18 protein-coding genes are annotated in these 19,987 nt (G+C 69.1%); 8 read left to right on the top strand and 10 right to left on the bottom strand.

Annotation, left to right across the window (positions count from 1 at the left end):
- The first annotated feature begins 137 nt into the window (after positions 1-137).
- The 3 genes from VFF46_RS16470 to VFF46_RS16480 all read left to right on the top strand — a co-directional run bounded on the left by VFF46_RS16470 (position 138) and on the right by VFF46_RS16480 (position 2,946).
- Complete coding sequence (locus tag VFF46_RS16470) at positions 138-953, top strand: ATP-binding cassette domain-containing protein (protein ID WP_325037997.1); 816 nt, start codon at positions 138-140, stop codon at positions 951-953.
- A complete protein-coding gene (locus tag VFF46_RS16475) occupies positions 950-2,254 on the top strand; it encodes a sugar ABC transporter permease (protein WP_325037998.1) in 1,305 nt (434 codons plus the stop codon). The genes VFF46_RS16470 and VFF46_RS16475 overlap by 4 nt, the downstream gene beginning before the upstream one ends.
- A 113-nt stretch (positions 2,255-2,367) precedes the next feature.
- Positions 2,368-2,946 (top strand): hypothetical protein, encoded by a 579-nt coding sequence (locus VFF46_RS16480; RefSeq protein ID WP_325037999.1) that lies wholly within the window; start codon positions 2,368-2,370, stop codon positions 2,944-2,946.
- Between the two features lie 62 nt (positions 2,947-3,008).
- Here the strand turns inward: VFF46_RS16480 and VFF46_RS16485 are convergent, their stop codons facing one another.
- From VFF46_RS16485 to gcvT, 6 genes are all read right to left on the bottom strand, one after another.
- Positions 3,009-4,076, bottom strand: coding sequence for a dipeptide ABC transporter ATP-binding protein (locus tag VFF46_RS16485; RefSeq protein ID WP_325038000.1), 1,068 nt, complete (start codon positions 4,074-4,076; stop codon positions 3,009-3,011).
- A gap of 21 nt (positions 4,077-4,097) precedes the next feature.
- Positions 4,098-5,135 (bottom strand): ABC transporter ATP-binding protein, encoded by a 1,038-nt coding sequence (locus tag VFF46_RS16490; protein WP_414673066.1) that lies wholly within the window; start codon positions 5,133-5,135, stop codon positions 4,098-4,100.
- A gap of 134 nt (positions 5,136-5,269) precedes the next feature.
- Complete coding sequence (locus VFF46_RS16495; protein ID WP_325038002.1) at positions 5,270-6,262, bottom strand: ABC transporter permease; 993 nt, start codon at positions 6,260-6,262, stop codon at positions 5,270-5,272.
- Between the two features lie 99 nt (positions 6,263-6,361).
- Positions 6,362-8,119 carry an ABC transporter substrate-binding protein gene (locus VFF46_RS16500; RefSeq protein WP_325038003.1) on the bottom strand — a complete coding sequence of 586 codons (1,758 nt, stop codon included), beginning with the start codon at positions 8,117-8,119 and terminating at the stop codon, positions 6,362-6,364.
- 41 nt (positions 8,120-8,160) lie between these two features.
- Complete coding sequence (locus VFF46_RS16505; protein ID WP_325038004.1) at positions 8,161-9,168, bottom strand: ABC transporter permease; 1,008 nt, start codon at positions 9,166-9,168, stop codon at positions 8,161-8,163.
- A 365-nt stretch (positions 9,169-9,533) separates the two neighbouring features.
- Positions 9,534-10,634 carry a glycine cleavage system aminomethyltransferase GcvT gene (gene gcvT, locus VFF46_RS16510; protein ID WP_325038005.1) on the bottom strand — a complete coding sequence of 367 codons (1,101 nt, stop codon included), beginning with the start codon at positions 10,632-10,634 and terminating at the stop codon, positions 9,534-9,536.
- A gap of 98 nt (positions 10,635-10,732) precedes the next feature.
- Between gcvT and VFF46_RS16515 the strand changes: the two genes are divergently transcribed.
- Positions 10,733-12,226: a leucyl aminopeptidase gene (locus tag VFF46_RS16515; protein WP_325038006.1), complete on the top strand. Its 1,494-nt coding sequence runs from the start codon at positions 10,733-10,735 to the stop codon at positions 12,224-12,226.
- Here VFF46_RS16515 and VFF46_RS16520 read toward each other — a convergent pair.
- Positions 12,215-12,544 (bottom strand): cupin domain-containing protein, encoded by a 330-nt coding sequence (locus VFF46_RS16520; protein ID WP_325038007.1) that lies wholly within the window; start codon positions 12,542-12,544, stop codon positions 12,215-12,217. The genes VFF46_RS16515 and VFF46_RS16520 overlap by 12 nt on opposite strands.
- 3 nt (positions 12,545-12,547) lie before the next feature.
- Positions 12,548-13,213, bottom strand: a complete 666-nt coding sequence (locus tag VFF46_RS16525) for a DUF2848 domain-containing protein (protein WP_325038008.1) — start codon at positions 13,211-13,213, stop codon at positions 12,548-12,550.
- A gap of 75 nt (positions 13,214-13,288) precedes the next feature.
- On the opposite strand from VFF46_RS16525, the gene VFF46_RS16530 reads away from it, so the two are divergent.
- On the top strand, positions 13,289-14,587 hold the full coding sequence (locus VFF46_RS16530; protein ID WP_325038009.1) for an MFS transporter: 1,299 nt from the start codon (positions 13,289-13,291) through the stop codon (positions 14,585-14,587).
- Here VFF46_RS16530 and VFF46_RS16535 read toward each other — a convergent pair.
- Positions 14,574-15,212, bottom strand: a complete 639-nt coding sequence (locus VFF46_RS16535; RefSeq protein ID WP_325038010.1) for a GntR family transcriptional regulator — start codon at positions 15,210-15,212, stop codon at positions 14,574-14,576. The two genes, VFF46_RS16530 and VFF46_RS16535, sit on opposite strands and share 14 nt — an antisense overlap.
- 29 nt (positions 15,213-15,241) lie before the next feature.
- Between VFF46_RS16535 and VFF46_RS16540 the strand changes: the two genes are divergently transcribed.
- Entirely contained in the window at positions 15,242-16,012 is a 771-nt protein-coding gene (locus VFF46_RS16540; protein ID WP_325038011.1) for a nitrilase-related carbon-nitrogen hydrolase, read from the top strand.
- Here VFF46_RS16540 and VFF46_RS16545 read toward each other — a convergent pair.
- Positions 16,009-16,326 (bottom strand): hypothetical protein, encoded by a 318-nt coding sequence (locus VFF46_RS16545; protein WP_325038012.1) that lies wholly within the window; start codon positions 16,324-16,326, stop codon positions 16,009-16,011. The two genes, VFF46_RS16540 and VFF46_RS16545, sit on opposite strands and share 4 nt — an antisense overlap.
- A gap of 182 nt (positions 16,327-16,508) precedes the next feature.
- On the opposite strand from VFF46_RS16545, the gene lpdA reads away from it, so the two are divergent.
- Positions 16,509-17,888 (top strand): dihydrolipoyl dehydrogenase, encoded by a 1,380-nt coding sequence (gene lpdA, locus VFF46_RS16550; protein ID WP_325038013.1) that lies wholly within the window; start codon positions 16,509-16,511, stop codon positions 17,886-17,888.
- 128 nt (positions 17,889-18,016) lie between these two features.
- The gene (sucB, locus tag VFF46_RS16555; RefSeq protein WP_325038014.1) at positions 18,017-19,966 is read left to right on the top strand and encodes a 2-oxoglutarate dehydrogenase, E2 component, dihydrolipoamide succinyltransferase; all 1,950 of its coding nucleotides are present in this window, start codon (positions 18,017-18,019) and stop codon (positions 19,964-19,966) included.
- Positions 19,967-19,987: the final 21 nt, after the last annotated feature.

Here is a 19,987-nt window from a genome sequence, read left to right on the forward strand (position 1 = left end):
CAGCAACTGACCCGCCCCTCGCCACGGTCCCCCCGCAGTGAGGTGCGGGGGGACCGTGCCGGGCGTGGCCCCGGTCCGCGACAAACCGTCCGCGGACAGGGATCATGGCCTGAAATAAGCCCCAGGAGGCTGATCGCGTGACTGTTACCCCGGCTCCCCTCGACGTCGGTGCCGGCACGGTGCTGCGGCTGGAGGGCATCTCCAAACGCTTCGGCGCCGTCCAGGCCCTGAAGAACATCGAGCTGGACGTCCGGGCCGGCGAGGTCCTCGCGCTGGTCGGTGACAACGGCGCCGGCAAGTCCACGCTGGTCAAGACCATCGCCGGCGTCTACACCGCCGACGACGGGACGATGGTCTTCGACGGCCGCCGGGTCCGGGTCGGCAGCCCGGCCGAGGCGCAGCAGCTCGGGATCGCCACCGTGTTCCAGGACCTGGCGCTCTGCGACAACCTCGACGTGGTCGCGAACCTGTACCTCGGCCGCGAGCTGCGCACCGCCGGCGCCCTCGACGACGTCGAGATGGAACGCCAGTCCTGGGACCTGCTCCGGCAGCTGTCCGCGAAGATCCCGTCGGTGCGGATCCCGGTCGCCAGCCTGTCCGGCGGCCAGCGGCAGACCGTCGCGATCGCCCGCAGCCTGCTCGGTAAGCCGAAGGTCGTGATGCTCGACGAGCCGACCGCGGCGCTCGGCGTCGCGCAGACCGCCGAGGTGCTGAACCTGGTCGAGCGGCTCCGCGAACGCGGCCTCGCGGTGATCCTGATCAGCCACAACATGGCCGACGTGATGGCGGTCGCCGACCGGGTCGCGGTACTCCGGCTCGGCCGGAACAACGGCGTCTTCGTGGTCAGCGAGACCCGGACGCAGGACATCATCGCCGCGATCACCGGCGCCGAGGACAACGCGGTCTCCGAGCGCGCGACGCGCCGGAGCCGGGAGGAGGGCCCCATCAGATGAGCATCCAGGGATCGGGCACCCGCCCCCAGGACAGCGCCGGTACGGCGAACACGCCGGAGCCGGACAGCGCCACCCAGTTGCCGGCCGACCTGCAGGACGAGCGGCTGATCGCCGGCCACGGGATCAGCGGCGCGATGAGCGCGTTCACCGCGCGGCTCCGCTCCGGCGACCTCGGGTCGGTCCCGGTGGTGATCGGGCTGATCATCATCTGGGCGGTCTTCCAGATCGCGAACAGCTCGTTCCTGTCCAGCCGGAACCTCGTCAACCTGACCCTGCAGACCACCTCGGTCGGGGTGATCGCGCTGGGTATCGTGCTGGTCCTGCTGCTCGGCGAGATCGACCTGTCGGTCGGTTCGGTCAGCGGGTTCGCGGCGGCGGTCGTCGGCGTCACGTTCGTCAACAAGGGCTGGCCGCTGGTCATCTCGCTGCTGATCGGTATCGCGCTCGGTGTGGCGGTCGGCCTGTTCTACGGCCTGCTCTACACCCGGTTCGGCGTACCGAGCTTCGTCATCACGCTCGCCGGCCTGCTCGGGTTCCTCGGGCTGCAGTTGCTGGTGCTGGGCAAGGACGGCACGATCAACCTGCCGTACGACTCCGCGCTGGTGGGGTTCGCCACCCGCAGCTTCCTCTCCCCCGCGATCGCCTACGGGCTGGTGGCCGTGGTCGTCGCGGTCTACACGCTCACCCGCCTGCAGGGCCGCAGCGCCCGCCTCGCGGCCGGGCTGTCGGCGGCGCCGACGTCGTTCATCGCCGTACAGGCAGCCGGCCTGGCAGTGGTACTGCTCGTCCCGGTGGCGATCCTGAACGGCGACCGCGGCGTCTCCGCGATGTTCCTGCTGTTCCTGGCGCTGGTGGTGGTCGCCGACTTCGTCGTACGGCGGACGCGCTGGGGCCGCTCGGTCTTCGCGGTCGGCGGCAACGTCGAGGCCGCGCGCCGGGCCGGTATCAACGTCCGGGCGATCTACCTGTCGGTGTTCGCCGCCTGCTCCACGTTCGCGGCCCTCGGCGGCATCCTGGCCGCGGCCCGGCTGGTCGCGGTCGGCCAGGCCAGCGGCAGTACGGACACCAACCTGAACGCGATCGCATCCGCCGTGATCGGCGGCACCAGCCTGTTCGGCGGGCGCGGTTCGGCGTACTCCGCGCTGCTCGGCGCGCTGGTGATCATGTCGATCTCGAACGGTCTCGCGCTGCTCAGCCTGGACTCCAACGTCCGCTACATCGTCACTGCCGGTGTCCTGCTGATCGCGGTCACGATCGACTCGCTGAGCCGCCGTACCCGGCAGGCGCACGGCCGCGCCTGAGCGGAGAAACCTCTCAGGTGCTCCGCCGGTACGACCCCGGGCCGAGTTACGGTCCTGAGTGGGCTAGTTGCCTGAAGCATCTAATTCAACCAGGATCGAAAGGCTTGACAACGATGAAGTGGAAGATTCCGGGAACCCGTCGTGCCCGGGCGCTCGGCGCGGGTGCCGTTGTGACCACCGCCGCTCTGCTCGCGGGTGGTGTCGCGGTCGCGAACAGCGCGGGCGCGGCCACCACCGCGCAGACCTCGGCGACGGCGGCGTCGTACCGGACCCAGCTGATCGAGATGCGCACCGCCGGTGCGAAGGGGTACTTCTACACCTCCAACCAGGCCGAGTTCCTGAGCGCGCAGAAGCGCGGCTGGAAGTTCACCGGCCAGGTTCCGGGCTACGTCGCGAACACCGCGGTCCGCGGCACCGTCCCGGTGTACCGGCTGCGGGTGAAGTCGGGGTCGTCGTACCTGCTGTCGATCTCGACGGCCGAGCGCAACAAGCTGGCGTCCTCGGGCCAGTGGGTGTACGAGGGTGTCATCGGGCGGATCCCCCTCGTTGCCGCCTCGGACCGGGCCCGGATCTACCGGGTCTCGAAGAACGGCATCGGCTGGCGGGTGATGCGCACCGCGCAGGCGTCGGCGTACGTGAAGGCCGGCTGGCACCTGGACGGCTTCATGGGCTACGTCTGGACCCACAAGTAAGCACGCACACACGAGAAAGCCCCCGTCGCCGTTGACGGGGGCCTTCTCCGCTTCTCAGCAGGTCACGCGGTGGCGGCGGTCAGGTCGACCTTCGGCTCCGCGAAGTGGCAGGCGGCCGTGTGGCCCTCGGTCGAGCGCGGCTTGATCTCCAGCAGCGGCTCCTGGGTGGCGCAGATGTCCTCCGCCTTCCAGCACCGGGTCCGGAACCGGCAGCCGCTCGGCGGGTCGATCGGCGAGGGTACGTCGCCGACCAGCCGGATGCGCTCCTTCGGCGGCACCCCGCGGATCGTGCCGAGGTCCGGGGCCGCGGACAGCAGCGCCTGCGTGTACGGGTGCTGCGGCGCGTTGTAGATCTGGTCCCGGCTGCCGTGCTCGACGATCTTGCCGAGGTACATCACCGCGACCTCGTCACAGAAGTGCCGGACCACGCCGAGGTCGTGCGCGATGAACACGAACGCGATGCCGAGATCGCGGCGCAGGTCCTCGAGCAGGTTCATCACCTGGGCCTGGATCGACACGTCCAGCGCGGACACCGGCTCGTCGGCGATGATCACCTCGGGCTCCACGGCCAGCGCCCGGGCGATCCCGATCCGCTGCCGCTGACCGCCGGAGAACTCGTTCGGGTACCGGTTGTGGTGCTCCGGGTTCAGGCCGACCCGCTCCAGCAGCTCCTGGACCCGCTCGAGCTCCTTGTTCTTCGGCACCAGGTTGTGCACCCGCAGCGGCGTACTGATGATGTTGCTGACCGTCTGGCGCGGGTTCAGCGAGCTGTACGGGTCCTGGAAGACGATCTGCAGCTGCCGGCGGAACGGGCGCAGTTCCCGCTCCTTCAGCTTCGCGATGTCGGTGCCCTTGAAGACGATCTCGCCGGCCGTCGGGGTCAGCAGCCGGGTGATCATCCGGCCGGTGGTCGACTTGCCACAGCCGGACTCACCGACCAGGCCGAGGCTGGCGCCGGCCCTCAGCTCGAAGTTGACGCCGTCGACGGCCTGGACGACCTTCTTGGTCCGGCCGAGGCCGGCGGCTTCCTTGATCGGGAAGTGCATCTTCAGGTCGCGGACCTGCAGCAGGGTCTCGCCCTTCGCGGCCGGCTTCTCGGCCTCGGCGGCGGGACGGGTTGCGTCGCTCATGTTGTCTCCTCGGTCCCCTCGTCAGCCCAGTCTCGGCGCGACCTCGGTCTCGTACACCGAGACCTTGTCGTGCAGGTGACAACGGGACGTGTGCGCACCGGCGCCGTCCACCGGCAGCAGTTCCGGCAGTTGCGTCGTACAGAGCTCGCCGCTCACCCGGTCCTTGTAGGGACAGCGCGGGTTGAACGAGCAGCCGTCCGGCAGGTTCAGCAGGCTCGGCGGCAGGCCCTTGATCGGGCGCAGCCGCTCGTTCGCCGCCGACACGGTCGGGATCGACTCCAGCAGGCCCCAGGTGTACGGCATCCGCGGGTTCGCGAGCACGTCCTCGGCGGTGCCGTACTCGACACAGCGCCCGGCGTACATCACCAGCACGTCGTCGGCCATCTCGGCCACCACACCCAGGTCGTGGGTGATCAGCACGATCGCCGAGCCGAACTCCTTCTGCAGGTTGTTCAGCAGGTCCAGGATCTGCGCCTGGACGGTGACGTCGAGCGCGGTGGTCGGCTCGTCGGCGATCACCAGCTTCGGGTCGTTGATCAGGCTCATCGCGATCATCGCGCGCTGCCGCATACCGCCGGAGAACTCGTGCGGGTACTGCGCGAACCGGCGCGGCGGGTTCGGGATGCCGACCAGGTCGAGCATCTCCAGCGCGCGCTTCTTCGCGACGTCCTTGGAGACCTTGTGGTGCACCCGGTACGCCTCGACCAGCTGGTTGCCGATCGTGTACAGCGGGTGCAGCGAGGACTGCGGGTCCTGGAACACCATCGAGACCGCGTCGCCGCGGATCTTCATCAGGTCGTTCTCGCTGAGGCCGACGATCTCGTCGCCGCCGACCTGGATCGACCCGGTGATCTGGGTGCGCTTGCGGTCGTGCAGGCCCATCACGGCCATGCTGGACACGGACTTGCCGGACCCGGACTCGCCGACGATCGCCAGCGTCCGGCCGAGCGGCACCGAGTAGCTCAGCCCGTTCACCGCGCTGACCAGCCCGTCGGCGGTCGGGAACTTCACCGCCAGGTCCTTGACCACCAGGTACGGCGTCTCGCCGCTCGGGTTCATCGAAGTCTGCCGGCGCTCCCGGGTGGCGACCGACGGACCGCGGGTCGCGGCCGGGGCGTCCGCCGGGGTCGCTGCGTCGTCGGCCATGCTGTCCTTCCGGTCTTCGGGGGCGCGGTCCTCGGGGGCAGGTGTGCTCATGCCAGCCTCACCCGCGGGTCGATCACGCTGTAGCCGATGTCCACCAGCAGGTTCATCACCACGATGAGCACCGAGGCGACCAGTACCGTGCCCATGATCACCGGCAGGTCGTAGTTGTTCAAGCTGTCCAGCACCAGCTGGCCGAGACCGGGCAGGTCGAAGATCCGCTCGGTGAAGATCGCGCCGCCGAGGCTGCCGGCCACGTCCAGGCCGAAGATCGTCACGACCGGGATCAGGCCGGACCGCAGTGCGTGCCTGTAGGTGACCACCCGGTCGGACAGGCCCTTGGCCCGCGCGGTCCGGATGAAGTCCTCGCTCAGCGTCTCGACCATGGAGCCACGGGAGTAGCGCGCGTAGGAGACGCAGTTGTAGATGCCGAGCACCAGCCAGGGTGTCAGCATGCCGGCTATCCATTTGACGGGGTTCTCCGAGGGTGGTGTCCACTCACCTCTCGGAAGGATCGGGTAGAGCACGGTCAGGTACAGCGCGACCATCAGCGCCACGATGTAGTACGGCACCGAACTGATCACCAGCGTGCTGGTCATCAGCGCCCGGTCGCCGAGCGTCCCGCGTCTCTTGGCCGCCATCGATCCGACGAACACGCCGATGGTGAGGACCAGGACCGCGTACCCGACCACCAGTGACAGCGTCACCGGGAACCGGGTCTTGATCATGTCCGTGACCGGCCGGTCGTTCTTGAACGAGAAGCCGAGGCAGGGCGCCGAGCAGTGCTGCTTGACACCCGAGGTGGTGAAGTCACGACCGGTGAAGATTCCCGCGGTGTACTCCGCGAACTGCTCTACCTTCGGCTGATCGAGATGCAGGTTGCGCTTGATCTCCTGATAGCGCTGCTGGGTGCAGTTGCGGTCACCACAGATCGCACCGGCCGGGTCGGTCGGCGCGACGAAGAACAACGCGAAGGTCGCGATCAACGTCGCGAGCACGACACTGAGCGCGCTGACCAGGCGGCGCGCCACGAAATAGAGCACGGGATTGTCTCCTCACCGACCGGCGTGATGCCCGGACTTGTGGTCCGGGCACCACGCAGGATTTCAGTGGATCACTACTACTTCAGGGACGGACTCGGATCAGGGCTGCTTCAGGAACAGCGAGGTGAACTCGGGCATGCCCTGTGTCGGGTCGTTGATCGCGTGCCCGATGTTCTTGCCGACCGGGAAGTTGCTCTGGCTGTAGTACAGCGGGAGCACCGGGAGGTACTTCTCCAGGATGTCCTTGTCGACGTTCTTCCATTCCTTCAGCTGCTCGTCGGGAGCCTTCGCGGTGACCGCGTCGATCTCGGCGTCGAGCGCCTTGTCCTGCAGCTGGCCGACGCTGTTGCCCAGGGCAATCGCGTCCGAGCGGAACAGCACCGGGAACCAGCTGGTGCCGCTCGGCCAGTCGGAGCACCAACCGGTCGGGGTCTTGCCGATGTTCACCGGAGCGTTCTGGTCACCGGTGAAGGTACGGATCTTGGCCTTCGGGACACCGATCGCCCGGACCTTGAAGCCGGCCTTCTCGAACATCTGCTTGCGGAACTGCGTGACCTGCGTGGAGATCTTGTCGTCGATCGAGTAGTACCAGCTGAGCTCGAACCCGAGCTTGCCCATCTTGGTCAGCTCGGACTTGACCTCGGCGGCGACCGCGTCGTCCTCGGCGCCCTTACCGGTGCCGTTCAGGCCCGGCAGCTCGTACTTGTCGAAGCCCGGGACGGCCGGCGGCAGGATCGTCGAGGCCGGCGGGTCGTCGGTCGGGTTCAGGCCGGCCACCTTGCGCCAGCCGTCGTACGGGTGCGCCTTGGCGATCAGCTTGCGGACCTCCAGCGGAATCTTCCGGGTGTCCATCGTGTACATGATCGTGCACGGCGCCGCGCCCTTGACGAGCTGCGACTGGTCCTTGACCTCGGGCAGCAGCGACACGTCCAGGTTGCTGTAGTTCAGCGCGGAGGCGTCCGGGCCGGAGCTCGCGAGCACCTGGCGCTGGGCCTTGATCAGGTCCTGGCTGAACTTGAAGTCGAAGCCGTCGACGTACTGGTGCCGGACCGGGTCGGTGTTCGGGTCCCAGTTCGGGTTCTTCACCAGCTTGAGCTCGGTACCCGGCTGGTACGACGAGACCATGTACGGGCCGGTCGCCATCGGGTGCTGCTCGTAGTTCTTCTGGGTGTCCTTCGCCTGCGGGATCGGCGTGAACATCGGGAACGCCGCGTAGTACGGCAGGTCGTCGAACTTCTTCGCCAGGTGGATGACCAGCGTGTGGTCGTCCGGCGTCTCGACACCCTTGTAGTTCGCGCCACCGGCGACGTACGGGCCCTTGTACTTGCCGCCGTCCAGGAAGAACTGCTGCTGGTACGTCGGTCCGGAGTCGTACAGGTCGTGCGCGAAGGACCGCTTGATCGCGTACGCGTAGTCGGCCGCCTTCACCGGCGTGCCGTCCATGTACTTGATGCCCTGCTTGAGCTTGAAGGTCCAGGTGAGACCGTCGGCGGACTTCGTACCGAGGTCCTCGGCGAGGTCCGGGACCAGCACGGGCTTGTGGTCCGGGCCGTCGAGGCGGTACTGGGTCAGCGCCCGGTAGAAGAGCTTGCCGATCTGGTTACCGTCGACGTAGTAGATGTTCGTCGGGTCGAAGGTGTCCGGCGTCACGTCCGAGAGGATCGTGATCGTGCCGCCCTTCTTGGCACCGTCGACATCCGGGGCCGGGCCTTTAGCAGTGGGGTCCGTCGCCTTGACCTGGGCCCCTCCCAACGTGTTGCTGTCGCCCTTGTTGCCGCTGTTCGAGGACGGGCTGCCACAGGCCACGGCGGCCAGCATGACCGTCGCCGCGACCGCGGTTATCCGTTTCCACTGCATGGTCGGGTTTCTCCTTTTCTGCCGCTGGGGCAATCGCCGAACTACCGGCGAGTCTTGGGGTCGAAGGCGTCCCGGACCGCGTCTCCGAGCAGCGCCAGGGCGAGCACCAGAGCGGTGATCCCGACGACTGGCAGCCAGAGGTAGAGCGGGTCGGCCTTGAACCAGTTCGTGGCGACGGAGATCGTCTGACCCCAGGAGGGGATCGGTTCGACCAGTCCGACGCCGAGGAAGGAAAGACCGGCCTCGGCGGTCACGTACGACGGAACCGCGAGAGAGGCCGAGATGACGATCGGGGCGACCAGGTTCGGCAGCAGTTCCTTGAACAGCACGCGGCTGGTCGGAACACCGATCGCCTTGGCGGCGAGCACGAACTCCCGCTCGCGCAGGGACAGCACCTCACCCCGGATGATGCGGGCCAGGCCGGCCCACCCGAAGAACGAGAGGACGAAGATCAGCACATAGAACCGGATCGACGCCTGCTGGTTGGGAGTCAGGTTGAACGAACCGCCGCGCATCGACTCGACGATCGGCACCAGCGCGATCGCGAACAGCAGGAACGGCAGGCTCAGCACGAAGTCGATCACCCACGAGATCACCCGGTCGGTCCAGCCGCCGAGGAACCCGGCCAGCAGGCCCATCACGACACCGATCGCGGTACCGACGACCGTGGCCAGGAACGCGATGATCAGCGACGGGCGGGCGCCGTACACCCAGCGGGCGAAGTTGTCCCGGCCGGTCTTCGGCTCCACGCCCAGCCAGTGCGCGCCGTTTACCCCGATCGTCGGGTAGCCGTACTCGTCGACCAGGTCGGTGTGGAAGGTGCTGAAGTCCTGGCCCTCGAGCTTGGCGAGCAGCGGTGCCAGGACCGCGATCAGGATGAAGAACAGCACGATCGACGCACAGATCACCGCGACCTTGTCCTTGCGCAGCCGATCGAAGGCGATCCGGCTCGGGGACTTGCCGTGCGGAGTGGCGGACGTGCGGGCCGGCTCCGCCGACGCCGGGTGTTCTTCGACCCCTACGGTCGAGTCTGGCGACCCAATACTCATTCGCACTCCGTCAAGTTCGTCGGCCGGATTTCGGTCCGTTGATCCGGCACTCATCGGTGGATAGCGTGCCGAGCCTTTGCTCTGCGAGGGGCCCGCGTCAAATCCCCTTGACACCCGAACACCCCGCAACCGCGCGCTAGCCTGCCCGACACTGTGACACCAAACCAGCGGTGCCCGGCACCAGTGCACAAATCGTTACCGGAACGCGTACTCGAACGGAACATTTGCCCCAAAATGTCACTCTGGGCAGTCAATTCTTCGCAATCCGCGTCGGCACAGCACCGACAGTGGCCATTTTGTGCCAGGATATTACGGAATGTAACAAAAAGACGCGTTCGGTGGCGGCCCGCTCATACCAGGGATTTCTACCGCACGTGCACCGTGACGAACGGCGGCTTGACCACGTCGAAGGTCTCCTGGCGGCCGCGGATGTCGACGGTCACCTGGTCGCCTTCCTTTACCGACGCGTCCAGGAGCGCGAGCGCGACACCCTTCTTCAGCGTCGGTGAGAACGTGCCGGACGTCACTTCGCCCAACGCGGTGCCGGATTGGTCCGCGACGGTCATGTGCGGGCGGGGAATGCCTCGGCCGGCGGCGCGGAGGCCGCGGAGGATCCGGGAGGGGCCTTGTTCCTTCTCCGCGCGCAGGGCGGCGTCGCCCCAGAAGTGGTCCTTCTTCCAGCCGACGGCCCAGCCGGAGCGGGCCTGGACGGGCGTGATGTCCGGCGAGATGTCCTGGCCGTGCAGCGGGTACCCCATCTCGGTCCGCAGCGTGTCACGGGCACCCAGTCCGGCCGGGACGATGCCGTACTGCTCGCCGGCCTTCAGCAGTGCGTCGAACACGGCCACGGCGGCGGCGTTCGGTACGACGAGCTCGTACCCACGCTCCCCGGTGTAACCGGTCCGGCAGACCACTACCGGCGTACCGCCGAAGTCGGCCGTGTCGAAGGCCATGTAGTCGTGCCCGGTCGGCAGGCCGATCGCGGAGACGACGGCGTCGCTGTTCGCGCCCTGGACGGCGAGGATCGCGTAGTCGTCGTGCACGTTCGTCACCTCGACACCGTCGGGGGCGTCGGCCTGCAGCAGCCGCACCACCTCGGCGGTGTTCGCCGCGTTCGGGATCAGGAACACGTCGTCGTCGGCGTGCAGGTACGCGATCAGGTCGTCGACCACTCCCCCGCGCTCGTTGCAGCACAGCGTGTACTGCGCCTGGCCCGGCGCGATCTTCCCGAGGTCGTTGGTCAGGCACGCGTTCACGTATGCCGCGGCGCCCGGGCCCTTCACGGTCGCCTTGCCGAGGTGGCTGACGTCGAAGACGCCGACCGACGTCCGGACCGCGGTGTGCTCGGCCACCACCCCGGAGTACTCCAGCGGCATCTCCCAGCCGCCGAACTCGGCGAACTTCGCACCGAGGGCGACATGGCGCTCGTGCAACGGGGACTTCTTGAGATCAGGCGACTCGGTCATGGAGCGCAAACTACCCGACGCGTAGCATGCGGTGGCAGCTTGCACGTACCGTCACGACCGGCCATCTGAGTGCCTGGTCAAGGAGGACTGAGGATTTCGTGACCACCATCACCCTGAGCAAGTCCGATGCCGCCGGCGTCAAGACCGACGCCGTGATCATCGGCGTGGTCAAACTCGGCGGCGGCGTCGCTCTGCCGGCCGGCACCGAGTCGCTGAACGCCGCGTACGGCGGGAAGCTGGTGGAGGTGCTGTCCGGCCTCGGCGCCACCGGGAAGGCCGGCGAGGTGACCAAGGTGCCCGGGCCGAAGCCGGGTAAGTCCGCGATGCTGATCGCGGTCGGCCTGGGCCCGGCGCCGGACGGGTCGCTGAAGACGGAGGACCTGCGGAGCGCGGCCGGTGCCGGTGTCCGCGCTGTGAAGATCGGTCAGTCGGTCGCGTTCGCGCTGCCGACGCCGGACGCCGAGTGCGTGCGGGCCGTCGCCGAGGGCGCGCTGCTGGGCCGCTACGCGTTCACGGCGTACAAGTCCGCGGACAGCGACGAGGCCCCGGGCAGCCTGACCGTGCTCACCGACCTTGCGCGGAACAAGGACGCCAAGGCGGCGCTGGAGCGCGCGCAGGTGACCGCCGAGTCCGTCGCGCAGGTCCGCGACTGGGTCAACACGCCGCCGTCGGACCTGCACCCGGTCGAGTTCGCCGCGGACGCGGTCCGGCTCGGCAAGGAGTACGGCGTCAAGGTCGAGGTGCTCGACGAGAAGGCGCTCGCCAAGGGCGGGTACGGCGGCATCCTCGGCGTCGGGCAGGGCTCGGTGAACCCGCCACGGCTGGTCCGGCTCACCTATACGCCGCGCAAGCCGGTCACGCACCTCGCTTTCGTCGGCAAGGGCATCACGTTCGACTCCGGCGGCCTCTCGCTGAAGACGTCGACCGGCATGGTCAGCATGAAGTCCGACATGGCCGGCGCGGCCGCGGTGATCGGCGCCACGCTGGCGATCGCCCGGCTCGGCCTGCCGGTGCAGGTCACGACGTACGCCGCGATGGCCGAGAACATGCCGTCCGGTTCGGCGGCCCGGCCGTCCGACGTGCTGACCATGTACGGCGGCAAGACCGTCGAGGTGCTGAACACCGACGCCGAGGGCCGGCTGGTGCTCGGCGACGCGCTGGTCCGGGCGTCCGAGGACGGGCCCGACCTGATCGTCGACGTGGCCACCCTGACCGGCGCCTGTGTCGTTGCCCTCGGCACCAAGGTGGCCGGCGCGTTCGGGAACACCGACAGCGCCCGGGACCGGGTGGTGGACGCGGCCGTCGCGTCCGGCGAGGCGATGTGGCCGCTGCCGATCCCGGCCGAGATGCTGGACAAGCTCAAGTCGCACTCGAAGGTCGCGGACCTGGCGAACATCACCGGCGAGCCGTGGGGCGGCGCCCTCGCGGCGGCCGCGTTCCTCGGCGACTTCGTTGCTGACGGCATCGACTGGGTGCACCTGGACGTGGCCGGACCGGCCTTCAACGACGGCGCCGCCGCCGGCTACACCCCGAACGGCGGCACCGGCTACGCCGTCCGCACCCTGATCGAACTGGCCGCCTCAGCCAGCTGAGTAACGGATCTCGAGCATCGTGCAGCCGGTCTCCGTGGTGTAGGGGCCGTGCGGCATCCCCGGCGGCCGGCAGGCGTAGTCGCCGGGGTGGAACGTCTGCCCGAGGGTGAGATCGGTCAGCTCACCCTCGAGCAGGTACACCTCTTCGACGTACTCGTGCCGGATCACACCGTCCCGCGTCGTCGTCCCGGCCGCCCACCGCGCCAGCCGGGTCAGCATCCCGTCCTCGCCTCGGCTGAGGACCCGTTCCGAGATCCCGCCGCCGGTGTCCACCCACTCGACCTGGCTGCTCGGGTAGAACTCCCGCTCGTCCTTCATCCGTCAGTCCCAGGCCGGCGCTAGCTCTTCGACCCGGTACGTGATCCGGCTGCACACGCCCCGCGGATCCGTCATCTCCACCCGCCACCCGTCCCCGAACTGGTCGACCCCACCGATCATCGGAATCGTCCCACTCAGCAACACGGTGCCCGGCACCAGCCGCTCCCCCAGCTCCTTGATCCAGTACGACGGCGGCAGCAGCTGCGCCAGCGTCCCGTCCTGGATCAGCACCTCGGCGTCCCCGTGCCGCACCCACGCCCGCAGCGTGAACCGATCCAGCTCGTCCTCGATCTCCGCGAGCCGCCACGCCACGTCACCCAGCACGTCCGGAGCGGACTGCTTGCTCCAGGCAACCCCGTGCACCTCGAGCGCGCGATCGGTGTGGTCACAGGCGACCGTCAGCAGGTAGTCGTCCGGCGTCACGACCAGCGCCCACTCGGCCTCGCCGGACGTCTGCCCGTGCGCGACCTGGACGGTGTCGGGCCGGCTCACCAGCGACGCGGACAGCGGGTAGAGCGTCGGCACCCGGTTCGGCGCCGGTACGCCGAGCGCCGCGAGCTCGTCCACGTGATGGCGGACCTCCGCCGTGTCGCGGCCGGCGTACCCGGCATTCAGCGCGTAGCGGACCGCGACCTCCCGTCCGCTTCCGTCCGGTAGCTCGAATCGCATGGATTCCTCCTCAGGCCTTGCGTGAACACGTCGTATACAACGAGTATGTAGCAATCCCACCTGGAGGTCCACCCGATGCCTACTGCAGAACCCGACCGCCGCAGCCTGGTCAAGGCGTTCGCCGCGAGCCTGTCCGGCACCTCGCTGGAGTGGTACGACTTCGCCGTCTACTCCTCGGCCGCCGCGCTCGTCTTCGGCGACCTGTTCTTCCCGGGCAGCGAACCGCTCACCGGGACGCTGCAGGCGTTCGCGACGTACGCGGTCGGGTACGTCGCCCGCCCGCTCGGTGGCATCTTCTTCGGCCGGCTCGGCGATGTGATCGGCCGGAAGCGTGTGCTGGTCGCGACGCTGCTGCTGATCGGTGTCGCCACCTTCTGTATCGGGCTGCTGCCGACACACGCGCAGGCCGGCGCGCTCGCCCCGACGCTGCTGGTCGTGCTCCGGTTCGCGCAGGGGGTCGGGGTCGGCGGCGAGTGGGGTGGTGCGGTGCTGCTGAGCAGTGAGTTCAGTACGCCGAACCAGCGCGGGTTCTGGGCGTCCGCCGCTCAGGTCGGGCCGCCGCTCGGCACGCTGCTCGCCAACGGAGTGCTGGCCGTGCTGGCCGGGGTGTTGTCCGAGCACGCGTTCCTGAGCTGGGGCTGGCGGGTCGCGTTCCTGCTGTCCGCCGTACTGGTCGCGTTCGGACTGCTGATCCGGACGAGGCTCGAGGAGACACCGGTGTTCCGCGAGCTCGAGGCACGCGGCGAGCGGCCGGCCGCCCCGGTGTCCGAGGTCCTGCGCAACGAGACGCGGCCGCTTGTCGCCGCGGTCCTCGCGCGGGTCGGTCCGGACGTGTTGTACGCGATGTTCGCGGTCTTCGTACTCACCTATGCGACCAAGGACCTCGGCATGAGCCGCGGTGAGGCGGTTGCTGCCGTGCTGGTCGGCTCTGCGTGTCAGGTCGCGCTGATTCCGCTGTCCGGCTGGCTCTCCGACCGGTACGGGCGTCGTACCGTCTATGCGATCGGTGCGGTCGGCGGGGCCGTCTGGAGCGTGGTGTTCTTCGCCATGGCCTCGTCGCTGGCGACCCTATTACCCGGTGTGGTGATCGGGCTGCTGTTCCACTCGCTCATGTACGGGCCGCAGGCAGCGTTCGTGTCGGAGCAGTTCACGGCACGGCTGCGCTACACCGGTAGTTCGCTCGCTTACACGTTCGCAGGCGTCATCGGTGGCGCACTGGCCCCGCTGGCGTTCACGTACTTCCTGGCGAAGACAGGCTCCGGCTACGCGATCGCGACGTACATCGTGGTGGCCTGTGTGATCACACTGGTCGGGCTGCGGCTCGGACGGGCCGTGCAGGACGAGCCGCAGGACCTGGCTGTCAACCGTGCATAAGAAGCGAGCCCGTGGAGTCAAGGTGGCTGAGGATCGCCTTCTCGGCCACGTCGGGCTTGCCGGCCGCCAGACCGTCGACGATCGCCTGGTGCTCAGCCAGGACCTCTTGCCTTCTGGTAGCACTACGTTGGAGGGCCACCAGCCCCAGTACGACGTGCTTGGCGCGCAGGTTGTCGTACAGCCGGCCGAGCACCGAGTTACCAGCGGCCGCAACCAGCAGCGCGTGGAACTGGCTGTCCAGCTCGATGAACTGCTTCGCGTCACCGTCACCGACGATCTCGCGCTGCTGGTCGAGTACGGCGGACATCGCCGCCACCGGGGTGTTCCCCGCCGTCAGCGCGGTGGTCGCGGCCCAGCACTCGATGACGCCGCGAGCCTGCATCATCTCGGCGATCTCGCGGCCCGGCACCGGCGCCACGAACGCGCCGCGGTGCGGCACCAGCTGCACCAGGTCCTCGGCGGCGAGCATCAGCAACGCCTCCCGGACCGGCGTCCGCGAGATCCCCACCTCGGTCGCGATCGCCTGCTCGTTGATGAACGTCCCCGACACGGCCGGATCGCTCAGCACCACCGCCCGGAGGTGCTGGTACGCACGGTCCCGGCCGGAATCCCCACTCAATTGCATACCTCATGTATACAGTCTCGGAGGTCCTGATGACAGTCTTACGAGTGGCGGCCGCGCAGCTCACCGCCGGGTCCGACCCGGTCGCCAACCTTGCCACCGCGACCGCGGCGGTACGGCGTGCGGCCGCTGAAGGCGCCGAGCTGGTCGCGCTGCCCGAGGCGACGTCGGCCTGCTTCGGTACCGACCTCGCGAGCGTGGCCGAGCCGCTGGACGGCCCGTTCGCGACCGGGCTGCGGAAGGTCGCCGCCGACCTCGGCATCGTCGTGGTCGCGGGGCTGTTCGAGCCGGCCGCCGACGGGCGGGTGCACAACACCCTGCTCGCGACCGGCCCGGGCGTCGAGGCGGCGTACCGGAAGATCCATCTGTACGACGCCTTCGGGTCCCGCGAGTCCGACACGGTTGCTCCCGGCAACAGTCTGGTCAGCTTCGGGTACCGCGGCCTGACCGTCGGGCTGGCCACCTGTTACGACCTGCGCTTCGCCGGCCAGTTCACGGAGCTCGGACGGCTCGGCGCGGAGCTGGTCGTCGTACCGGCGTCCTGGGGTGCGGGGCCGGGCAAGGAAGAACAATGGGACCTGCTCACCCAGGCCCGGGCCGCGGACGCCCAGGCGTACCTGCTGGCCTGCGACCAGGCGTACGTCCCACCCACGGGCACAGACCCGCTCGGCATCGGCCGCAGCAGCCTCACCGGCCCCCTCGGCCAGACCCACACCCGCCTGGACGCCACCCCCGGCATCCTGCACGCGACCATCGACACCGCCGCCGTCGCATCGGTCCGCGCTCGGGTGCCGATCCTCTAGGTGGTGCCGTTCTTCTTCATTCGCGCGTTGTACTCGCGCATGCGGGGCGGGTAGCCGACCACGGCCGCGTCGTACGACGGGATGCCGAGCCGGTTCGCGAAGTCGTGGGCCCACTTGACCGACGGCACGCGCCGCCGGGTCCACTCGCCGTCGATCGCGACCAGCAGCAAGGTGTAGTCGGTGACCGCCGTCTTCGGCTCCACGAAGCCTTCGACACCCTGGCGGCTCTCGGCGAACTCCCGCAGGTGCACCTGGTCGGGGCTGACCGACCGGCGCATCGTTCCGGCGTTCCGCCGGCGACCGAACCACTTCATGACGACAGTGTCCACTATCTGTGCAAGTCGCCGTCGTAATCCTGGATAACGGTTGCGCCCGGTCGCCACCGGCACGCCAGGACCCGCCCGGGCGTGGATCCGGGGGTCATCGGTGAAAGGATGGCGCCGGGCGGGGCCCGCGATCCGGGACCGCCTGCTCGACCGGACCCACGGAGGAACCTGTGACTGACGCTGGTACGACGTACGACCTGGTGATCCTCGGCGGCGGCAGCGGTGGCTACGCCGCCGGACTGCGCGCCGCGACGCTCGGCCTGTCCGTGGCGCTGATCGAGAAGGACAAAGTCGGCGGCACCTGTCTGCACCGTGGCTGCATCCCCACCAAGGCGTTGCTACACGCCGCCGAGGTCGCCGACTCGGCGCGCGAGGGCGAGCAGTTCGGGGTCCGGACGACGCTCGAGGGCGTCGACATGGGCGGCGTGAACAAGTACAAGGACGGCGTCGTCGACCGGCTGTTCAAGGGTCTGCAGGGGCAGTTGAAGGCGCGCGGCATCACCGTGATCGAGGGCGAGGGGCGGCTCACCTCCCCGACCACGGTCCAGGTCGGCGGTACGACGTACACCGGCCGCAACGTCATCCTTGCCTCCGGCTCCTACTCTCGCTCGCTGCCCGGTCTGGAGCTGGACGGCCAGCGGATCATCGCCAGCGAGCACGCGCTGACAATGGACCGGGTCCCCGAGTCGGCGGTCGTCCTGGGCGGCGGCGTGATCGGGGTCGAGTTCGCGTCCGCGTGGACCTCGTTCGGTACCAAGGTGACCATCGTCGAGGCGCTGCCGCGGCTGGTCCCGGCCGAGGACGCGGACTGCTCGAAGACCCTCGAGCGGGCGTTCCGGAAGCGGAAGATCGCCATCAAGACCGGTACGCCGTTCGAGTCGGTCGAGGTGGTGGACGACGGCGTCCGCGTCACCGTCGCCGGCGGTGAGGTGATCGAGGCCGAAGTACTGCTCGTCGCCGTCGGCCGCGGGCCGAACACCACGGGTCTTGGTTATGAAGAGGTCGGCGTCGCGCTGGACCGCGGGTTCGTGACCGTCGACGCGACGCTGCAGACCAGCGTCCCGGGCGTGTACGCCGTCGGCGACATCGTGCCGGGGCTGCAGCTCGCGCACCGCGGGTTCCAGCAGGGCATCTTCGTCGCCGAGCACCTCGCCGGGCTGTCGCCGACGCCGATCGACGAGTCCGGGATCCCGCGCGTGACGTACTCCGAGCCGGAGGTCGCGTCGGTCGGGCTGACCGAGGACCAGGCGCGGTCCAAGTACGGCGAGGTCGAGATCCTGAACTACAACCTCGGCGGCAACGGCAAGTCGCAGATCCTGAAGACGGCCGGCTTCGTGAAGCTCGTCCGGGCTCGCGACGGCGCGGTGGTCGGGCTGCACATGGTCGGCTCCCGTGTCGGTGAGCTGATCGGCGAGGCGCAGCTGATCTACAACTGGGAGGCGTACCCGGCCGATGTCGCGCCGCTCGTGCACGCCCACCCGACCCAGAACGAGGCCCTCGGCGAGGCGCATCTGGCGCTGGCCGGGAAACCTTTGCACTTCCATGACTGACCCTGCTGGTTGGTCCCAGTAGGTTTGAGCCGCTGGCGCGTGACCGGACGCCGTGACCCGGATCCCGTACGCTCCGGCGGCACCGTAGGCTGACACTCGACCGATCAGACGAAGGAGCAACGACCGTCATGCCGACCTCTGTATCCCTGCCGGCCCTCGGGGAGAGCGTCACCGAAGGAACCGTCACCCGCTGGCTCAAGCAGGTCGGTGACACGGTGGCCGTCGACGAGCCCCTGCTGGAGGTGTCGACCGACAAGGTGGACACCGAGATCCCGAGCCCTGTCGCCGGCACCCTGCTGGAGATCAAGGCCGCCGAAGACGAAACCGTAGAGGTAGGCGCCGAACTAGCCGTCATCGGCGACGCCGGCGAGTCCAACTCCGCGCAGGAGGCGCCGGCCGAGCCTGCCGCCGAACCTCAGGCCGCGGCTGCCGAGGCTCCTGCCGCTGAGGAAGCCGCTCCTGCTGAGGAAGCCGCTCCTGCTGAGGCACCCGCTCCGGCCGCCGCGCCCGCTCGTGCTGAGGCTCCTGCTGAGGCGCCGGCTGCTGCTTCGGATGATGCCGCCTCGGGTGGTGCCGCGTCCGGTACGTCGGTGACGCTGCCCGCGCTCGGCGAGAGCGTGACCGAGGGAACGGTGACCCGCTGGCTCAAGCAGGTCGGCGACGACGTAGCCGTAGACGAACCCCTGCTCGAGGTCTCCACCGACAAGGTCGACACCGAGATCCCGTCCCCCATCGCCGGCAAGCTGCTGGAAATCAAGGTCGCCGAGGACGAAACCGTAGAGGTAGGCGCCGAACTCGCCATCGTCGGCTCCGGCTCCCCCGCCCCCGCCCAGTCCGCCCCGGCCCAGTCGGCCCCGGCCGCCTCCGCCCCGGCCCAGTCCGCGCCTGCTGACTCCGCCCCGGCTAACTCCGCTCCGGCTGCCCCGGCTCCGGCCGCCGCCCCGGCACCTGCTCAGGCTCCTGCCGCCGCGCCCGCGCCGGCCGCCGCACCTGCACCCACCCCGGCACCCGCTGCCGCCCCGGCCGCGTCCGCCGCCCCGGCTCAGGCCCCGGCCCCCGCGCAGGCTCCGGCCGCTCAGGCCCCGGCTGCCCAGGCTCCGGCTGCTCAGGCGCCCGCCGCCCCGGCCGCCTCGCCGAACGGTGCCGCGTCCGACGGTCCGAACTACGTCACCCCGCTGGTCCGCAAGCTCGCCGCGGAGCACGCGGTCGACCTCAACGCAGTACAGGGAACTGGCGTCGGCGGCCGCATCCGCAAGCAGGACGTCATCGCAGCCGCCGAGGCCAAGAAGGCTGCCGAGGCCGCCGCACCGGCCGCCCCCGCTGCTCAGGCACCCGCCGCGGCCGCCAAGGCGCCGACGATCAGCCCGCTGCGCGGAACCACCGAGAAGATGAGCCGGATCCGCAAGGCGATCGCCACGCACATGGTGAACAGCCTCAAGGTCTCGGCCCAGCTGACCACCGTGGTCGAGGTCGACGTCACCGAGATCGCCAAGCTGCGGAACAAGAAGAAGGCCGAGTTCGAGGCCCGCGAGGGCGTCAAGCTGTCCTTCCTCCCGTTCTTCGCCCTGGCCGCGGTCGACGCCCTGAAGCAGTACCCGAAGCTGAACGCGTCGATCGACGAGGAGAAGGGCGAGATCACGTACCACGCCGCCGAGCACCTCGGCATCGCGGTGGACGTGGAGCGCGGCCTGATGGTCCCCGTCGTGCACAACGCCGGCGACCTGAACATCGCCGGCCTGGCGAAGAAGATCGCCGACCTCGCCGACCGTACCCGCAACAACAAGGTGCTGCCGGACGAGATGGCGGGCGGCACGTTCACCATCACCAACACCGGTAGCCGGGGCGCGCTCTTCGACACCCCGATCCTGAACCAGCCGCAGGTCGGCATGCTCGGCACCGGTGCCGTGGTGAAGCGCCCGGTCGTCATCACGCACCCGGAGCTCGGCGAGACGATCGCGATCCGGCAGATGGTGTACCTGGCGCTGACCTACGACCACCGCCTGGTCGACGGCGCCGACGCGGCCCGGTACCTGACGGCCGTGAAGCAGCGCCTCGAAGAGGCCCAGTTCGACGTCTGATCCGATCGACGACGGCGCCGG

It is taken from the genome of Kribbella sp. (assembly GCF_035655035.1).
Lineage (GTDB): Bacteria > Actinomycetota > Actinomycetes > Propionibacteriales > Kribbellaceae > Kribbella.

Coding starts and splice junctions, on each gene's coding strand:
- VFF46_RS16475 (WP_325037998.1), top strand. CDS start 950: ATGAGCATCCAGGGATCGGGCACCCGCCCCCAGGACAGCGCCGGTACG.
- VFF46_RS16480 (WP_325037999.1), top strand. CDS start 2,368: ATGAAGTGGAAGATTCCGGGAACCCGTCGTGCCCGGGCGCTCGGCGCG.
- VFF46_RS16485 (WP_325038000.1), bottom strand. CDS start 4,076: ATGAGCGACGCAACCCGTCCCGCCGCCGAGGCCGAGAAGCCGGCCGCG.
- VFF46_RS16490 (WP_414673066.1), bottom strand. CDS start 5,135: ATGAACCCGAGCGGCGAGACGCCGTACCTGGTGGTCAAGGACCTGGCG.
- VFF46_RS16500 (WP_325038003.1), bottom strand. CDS start 8,119: ATGCAGTGGAAACGGATAACCGCGGTCGCGGCGACGGTCATGCTGGCC.
- VFF46_RS16505 (WP_325038004.1), bottom strand. CDS start 9,168: ATGAGTATTGGGTCGCCAGACTCGACCGTAGGGGTCGAAGAACACCCG.
- gcvT (WP_325038005.1), bottom strand. CDS start 10,634: ATGACCGAGTCGCCTGATCTCAAGAAGTCCCCGTTGCACGAGCGCCAT.
- VFF46_RS16520 (WP_325038007.1), bottom strand. CDS start 12,544: ATGAAGGACGAGCGGGAGTTCTACCCGAGCAGCCAGGTCGAGTGGGTG.
- VFF46_RS16525 (WP_325038008.1), bottom strand. CDS start 13,213: ATGCGATTCGAGCTACCGGACGGAAGCGGACGGGAGGTCGCGGTCCGC.
- VFF46_RS16530 (WP_325038009.1), top strand. CDS start 13,289: ATGCCTACTGCAGAACCCGACCGCCGCAGCCTGGTCAAGGCGTTCGCC.
- VFF46_RS16535 (WP_325038010.1), bottom strand. CDS start 15,212: ATGCAATTGAGTGGGGATTCCGGCCGGGACCGTGCGTACCAGCACCTC.
- VFF46_RS16540 (WP_325038011.1), top strand. CDS start 15,242: ATGACAGTCTTACGAGTGGCGGCCGCGCAGCTCACCGCCGGGTCCGAC.
- VFF46_RS16545 (WP_325038012.1), bottom strand. CDS start 16,326: ATGAAGTGGTTCGGTCGCCGGCGGAACGCCGGAACGATGCGCCGGTCG.
- sucB (WP_325038014.1), top strand. CDS start 18,017: ATGCCGACCTCTGTATCCCTGCCGGCCCTCGGGGAGAGCGTCACCGAA.